Origin of the sequence: Pseudoalteromonas sp. Isolate6 (genome assembly GCF_022398435.1) — a bacterium.
In the GTDB taxonomy this organism is placed as follows: domain Bacteria; phylum Pseudomonadota; class Gammaproteobacteria; order Enterobacterales; family Alteromonadaceae; genus Pseudoalteromonas; species Pseudoalteromonas galatheae.
Map to the genome: position 1 here is coordinate 1 of NZ_JAKEVK010000243.1, position 6,304 is coordinate 6,304.

The following is a 6,304-nucleotide window of genomic DNA, read 5'->3' on the forward strand; positions in this document are numbered from 1 at the left end:
GAATAATGATCTAATTAGAGATTTAGGTGAGAAGCATAGAAAGTAATGATTAATATCTTAGTGGTGCTGTTGCTATTACACTTTTTGATTGCTGCGTCTTTCATGAGCAAAGCGTCTTGTCGTAACACTGGGCTATTTCGTATCGCGAACGGTTTTGCTATCGGCGTGGTAATTTGTATCGCTTTTGGCTGGGGGAGTTGGGCAACGCAAGGTGATATTGCCAGTGGCTTGTTTGAAATAAACTTTTTACGGCTTAGTGTGGTGTCATTGATTGGCTTTATGAGCTTTATTTTACTGCGCTACTCCATTCATTATTTACATGGTGAAAAACACCGGGGCCGTTATTTTCGCTATCTACTCACCACCTTACTGAGTGTAACTATTGTGGTGCTCAGTAATCACCTCATTCTATTTTGGTTGGCTTGGGTCGGCATTAGTTTGAGCCTGCACCGTTTACTGCTATTTTACCCTAACCGCCCGAGAGCGACATTGGCCGCCCACAAAAAGTTTATATTGGCACGCTTGGCAGAAAGTGCATTGCTGGGGGCTTTTATTTGTATCTACCTCAGCACTGGCATGCTCCAGATTAATGACATCACTGACTATTACTTAACTCACTCAACGACACTCACTGTGTTAGATCAATCAGCAGCTGGCTTACTTGCAATTGTGGCACTGATAAAGTGCGCGCAACTGCCTGTGCATGGCTGGTTGATGCAAGTAGTTGAATCACCCACACCGGTAAGTGCTCTGTTACATGCAGGGATCATTAATCTGGGTGGTTTTTTGGTGATGGTATTTGGCCCTTTGATTTTACGCGTAGAAGCTGCGAAATGGCTGCTCTTGATTGTGGCAGGAATAACGACATTATTGGCCGCACTTATCATGACAACGCGGATCAGTTTAAAAGTGCGCTTGGCTTGGTCAACCTGTGCACAAATGGGATTGATGCTAGTGGAGTGTGCTTTGGGGCTATATGAATTAGCGCTACTACACTTATTGGCGCATTCAGCCTACAAAGCCCACGCATTTTTAAACTCAAGCCAGTGGATCCATGAAGATTTGACTCGTCGCTTGAGCGACCAACTTGAACCACCCTTGTGGCAATGGCTTATTGCACTTGCTGTAGCAACTGGCCTCACTACAGCGGCTGCAATCGTTATTGAATATCAAGGCCCTGTCAGTATTTGGGGATTAATGGTTGGCGCATTAACGGTGTGGTTAGCGCTGCGTTTTGAGGCGCAAGCCCCTAGTAGCTATTTTAGAATCATCACCGCAGCTGTTGTGTTGTTGGCAGCCTATAGTGCGCAAAAGTGGCTATTGCACTTGGTGGTCGCGCTACCAAATGAGCTCAGGGCGCAAGCACTCGATGGTGCAGATCTTTGGTTGCTCGGCCTAGTAGTGTTACTCATCGTAGTAAATTATCTGCTCTATTACCGGGCGCATTTGGTAACGGTGCAAAAACTCTCTCGGGCGTTGTATGCCGGCTTGTATTTAGACGAGTGGATGACGCGTTTAACCATATTACTTTGGCCCGTCCATTTGCCAAGTATTAAAAAGCAGAAACACCTAGCCATTCATCGCTATGCTGCAGGGCACGAGGAGCAGAAGTAATGATAGAGACACAAGAAAACAAACAGACTCAGCTATCCAAGCCGCAACAGCAACAACTACTGAGCGCTGAAACACGTATTGCGCCAACTTGGCCGCTCGATCAATTAATCGCAGTGAATCCATTTTGGGGAATGCGCGATCTGCCTTTTGATGCTGTGGTCAATAAAATGAGCGCATTGGCACAGGTTAGAATGTTAATGCCCGTGGCATTTTATCTTGAACAATGGCAGCAAGAGGCGATTTCAGAGCAAGCGTTGCAGCAATCTGCGGCACATTACGGGGTGGAACGCAGTACCAGCGCACTACTTAATTGGCTCAAAAAAAGTCACTGCGGCGAGTTGCCACATTGGCATACATTAGCGGACTTGCTTGATCGCTACCGCTCTGAACATAAGATGCCATGGCAAGAGGAGATCAGCCAGCAAATCAGCCAATTTTGCGCCGCGCATTATCAGCAGGTGCAGCCTATTCTCAAACAAACCCAAGGTGAAGAGAGGCTCTGTTTGTATCGCCACTGGCATGAAACCGTATCGCGAGACTTGGGGATAAGCATCGTCATGGGGGAGTCAGGCTTAGTTGATTACTTTAAGGCTCTGCCAACATCACCTGAGTCTTTAATTGCACTCGCTGTCGACACCTTAGGGATTGGGTTTAATGAGCTGAGTGATTATGCGCACATGCTACTGCTAGACATTAATGGTTGGGCATCTTGGGCGGCTTATGAACGCTGGCAAGCAGATCTTGCCCAGCATCTAGCTTCCGATATGCGTGCGCTATTGGCAATTCGAATGGCGTGGGAGCTGGTGATTTGGCGTTATGTGAGTGAGCGCCATCCAACGACCTTTACCCGTATTCAATACCATTGGAACAAGCAAAAGCTGCAACTTGCTGAGATTGTGCTTGAACATAAAAAAGCATTGTTGCCACGGCTGGTATTTCAGCGGGCACTTGAGCTTAGTTATCAAGCCACTTTAGTGGGGCAGATAAAAGCTCAGCAGGTAAAACCTGAAGGCGCTCGTGAGCAAGCTACACCGACCTTACAAGCGGCTTTTTGTATTGATGTGCGCTCAGAGGTGATCCGTCGCGCGCTCGAAGCTCAAAACGCAGGTATTCAAACCATAGGTTATGCTGGCTTTTTTGGCCTACCGATTGATTATCATGCGACTAACTGTCGTTTTAGTCGGCCCCAGTTACCCGGATTGTTAAAAGCACCAATCACCGCAATACAAACGCCAGCCCCCCAGCACCTTGCCACAAAACGCCAGCAAGCTGGCCGTTGGCATAGCTGGTCTCACTCTGCTGCGGCTTCGTTTTCGATGGTGGAGTCGATGGGGATGAGTTACTTTTATCAGCTATTTAGCAAAGTGTTTTCACTGCAAAAAACTCAGCACCCCGTCGATAGCCATATTGATTCAAGAAAGTGGCAGTTAAAACAAGGCGAGCAAGAAGTTACAGTTTTGGAGCAAGCTAAACTCGCAGCTGGCATATTAAAAGGAATGGGACTGACTGAATTTGCTGATACAGTCCTATTGGTTGGCCACGGAGCGCATACCACCAATAATTTACATGAAGCCGGGCTGCAATGTGGTGCATGTGGCGGCCAGTCGGGGGAAGTAAATGTTAAAGTACTTGCGCAACTTCTTAACGACCAAGCTGTACGCGCAGAATTAATTGCGCGGGGCATTACTATTCCATCGCAAACGCGGTTTGTTGCAGCGCTACATAATACCACCACTGAAACAATAATCCTCTATGGTGATGTAGATATAGAGGTAACCGGCTGGTTAAAGCAGGCATCGCACCAGGCTCGAGTGGAGCGTGCTCATACGCTTGCGATAACTGGCAAAGAGTTATCTGTACAGCAATTAGAGCAGCAATTTATAGCCCGGACTAAAGATTGGTCTCAAGTCAGGCCGGAATGGGGCCTTGCCAACAATGCTGCATTTGTGGTCGCACCGAGACAAGTTACGCAGGGAGTTGACTTGCAAGGCCGAGTCTTTTTGCATGAATACAGCGCCGAGCAAGACCAAGACTTTAGTCAGTTAACTGCTATTTTAACCGCTCCTATGCTCGTCACTAACTGGATCAATATGCAATATAACGCTTCGGTAACCGATACCCACAAATACGGCAGTGGTAACAAGGTGCTGCATAATGTAGTAGGGGGAAGGATTGGAGTGTTTGAAGGTAATGGCGGAGATTTGCGAATTGGCCTGCCAATGCAATCCGTTCACAACGGTGAAAAATGGATGCATACCCCACAACGTTTAAGCGTCATTGTACAAGCACCAACCGAGGCGCTTGAGCAAATCATGACAGCACACTCAGTTGTAAAGCAATTGGTAGAAAACGAGTGGCTTTATCTTCTGTCTATTTCGCCTAATTGTAACGAAGTTAGACGATTTGATAATGGTAAGTGGGAACTTCTTTGAATTCAAACGAAACTCGTTGCAACTTAATAAGTTATTGTGCAGAGTATTGCAGGAATTGAAAGGTGTGGCAGGACGCTACGTAAGCTAAACGACCTCCTAGCCACCGACATTGGACTGTTTATACAAGGAGGCTGCTAGTGGCTTTTGATTATGGCTCTATTGATTTAGGGCTTAAAAACCCATTTAAAACGGAAGGTAAAATCACTGCTATTCGTGGTGCAATACAAACTATTGCGGGCATTGCATTACTGGTGATTGCCGCCAGCTCCGTTAAGAGCGATGCGGGTATGGGTTGGATCATCATGCTATTTGGCATGTTGATTTTAGGTCTTGGGATCACTTCTCTTGCAAAAGGAATATATGCAACGCTGCGCTTTTTTGTGGGTCGTAATCACCCCACCTCTTTAGCTTATAACTTCAGTAAGTCAGAAACTTCAACCGCCCAGCAAGAAAAGGCTGATGTGGCTTACCGTGCTAAAACGCTAGAAGAAATGTTGATTGGCCGAAAGAACAGCACGTTTGTAGAACCGAAAGGTTTCTTATCGCGTTTACTTCACAGCATTGCACCTAAATTACTTTTTCTCCCTTATCCTATCAGAAATATGAGCCAACGCTTATTTGGTGCATGGGTGAGTACATTAACCGCACTCGTGCTTTATGGTGTGGTGGCGTTTGTATCGCTATCGGGCTTTGCCGGTGATGCTGGGGAGCTGACTTTTCCAATCTATAGCACCTTACTGATGATATATATTTTGTCATGTTGGTACAGCGCGGCTAAACCGATTTCACGCAAAGCGGAACATGCTATTGAATCTTTGGGGAGCGCGACCCTTGCTAAAGTGATTTCGCTCTCTTTTGTGCTACCAATCTTGATAGGCCTAACTTTGTCTTACATCATGGATGAAGGGAAGTTAAGTAAAGCCGATATTGAGCTCTTTTTTGCGCCTTTGCCTAGTCTTCATACTTGGGCTTATCTCACGGGCGTTATCGTGCTTGCACTTGGCTGTAGCGCCATTATTGCTGTTATGCTTAAAGCGCGTTTAGATAAAGTAAACCCAGTGGTTGAAGTGTCTGAATTAAGAGAAAACTGGCAAGAGTCCGTACATCCAAACGAGATATTTATTAACTTAGACAACTTGGTGATGGCAAATCGCCGCTATAAAGAAGTACCAAACCGGGTTTATCGTGAGCTAGATCCCAGCTTGCAAGAACAAGTTGATGGTAAAGGTGGCTTTAAAGGCGAAATGATCCAAGAAGTACAACCTAAAGTTCTCCCCCTAGATTTAGGTAAATCATTTGAGCGCTTTAGGTTTTTATCTTTGCTTGGTGGTAACTTACTGCTACTAGTGACCCTTGGGCTAAGTGTCTTTTTTGCTTATGCCGTAGTAGATATTTACCACTATGTAACGAGCGCCAATATCAGTAATTTTTCTAGTGCCTTCAGCGAAGAAAACATCGCGTCGTTCAGCGCCGTTGTGATGGTAGCCGTACATATACTGCTTAGTGGCTTATTGATTAAATCGTTTGCATCAATGCTCAACAATGCTGCACACGTATTCTATGCCGAGATGCAGTTTGAATCTCTGCTGGTTTATTTTAAGTGTGAAGGGACATTTACTGAGTCTAAAATATCAACAGGTACTGGCATTCACGATTCCACACGCTCTGAAAATACGCTAGTACGCAGCAGTATTACCCCTTGGGTAGTGGTGTCGAGAATAGTATCAACGACCTTCGCTGCCACGGGTATGAAAAACCTAGAGCACCCAAGACATATTCTAGAAATGCATAAAGACGATGCACAGCTAAGCGACATCCGTAAAGATGTGATTAGTTTCTTAAAAGATCGGGAGTCCATTGCCGCAATTACCAGCGAGCGTGATTTAGGTAACGCCTCACAAGTATACCAACTCAACCAGCAAACGAGAGCTGTGGACCAAAACCACCAACTGCGTGCAAGTAGTGACGAAGCCGGTGCTTATCTGCGCCGAGAAGAAGCACTCGAAAATAAAGAAGAGTAAAATACAAATGCCACCCTCGGGTGGCAATCTAAACATATAAAAACTCAAAAACTTACCGAAAAGAAACCGCTCAAAAATGCCTGTTTTCCTACCAAACTGCCCACCACTTGTATATGGCTTTTACTAAATCCTAGTGGTTAGCAATGGAAAAACAGTGCCGTTTTTATACTGCTATTAGGACTTAAAAATAGAAGTTTTGAAGGGCTTTATCGAGTGGTTTTTCAACATATTATTTAT

The 6,304-nt window shown here is 45.4% G+C and carries 3 protein-coding genes; all 3 read left to right on the top strand.

The annotated features are described in order from the left end of the window. Positions 1–45: 45 nt before the first annotated feature. The 3 genes from L1D50_RS20630 to L1D50_RS20640 all read left to right on the top strand — a co-directional run bounded on the left by L1D50_RS20630 (position 46) and on the right by L1D50_RS20640 (position 6,067). Entirely contained in the window at positions 46–1,614 is a 1,569-nt protein-coding gene (locus tag L1D50_RS20630) for an NADH-quinone oxidoreductase subunit L (protein WP_239966713.1), read from the top strand. After that, positions 1,614–4,046, top strand: a complete 2,433-nt coding sequence (locus tag L1D50_RS20635; RefSeq protein WP_239966714.1) for a DUF2309 domain-containing protein — start codon at positions 1,614–1,616, stop codon at positions 4,044–4,046. Before L1D50_RS20630 ends, L1D50_RS20635 begins: the two co-directional genes overlap by 1 nt. Before the next feature lie 137 nt (positions 4,047–4,183). Continuing rightward, positions 4,184–6,067 carry a hypothetical protein gene (locus L1D50_RS20640; RefSeq protein ID WP_138524319.1) on the top strand — a complete coding sequence of 628 codons (1,884 nt, stop codon included), beginning with the start codon at positions 4,184–4,186 and terminating at the stop codon, positions 6,065–6,067. Positions 6,068–6,304 lie beyond the last annotated feature (237 nt).

Coding starts and splice junctions, on each gene's coding strand:
- L1D50_RS20630 (WP_239966713.1), top strand. CDS start 46: ATGATTAATATCTTAGTGGTGCTGTTGCTATTACACTTTTTGATTGCT.
- L1D50_RS20635 (WP_239966714.1), top strand. CDS start 1,614: ATGATAGAGACACAAGAAAACAAACAGACTCAGCTATCCAAGCCGCAA.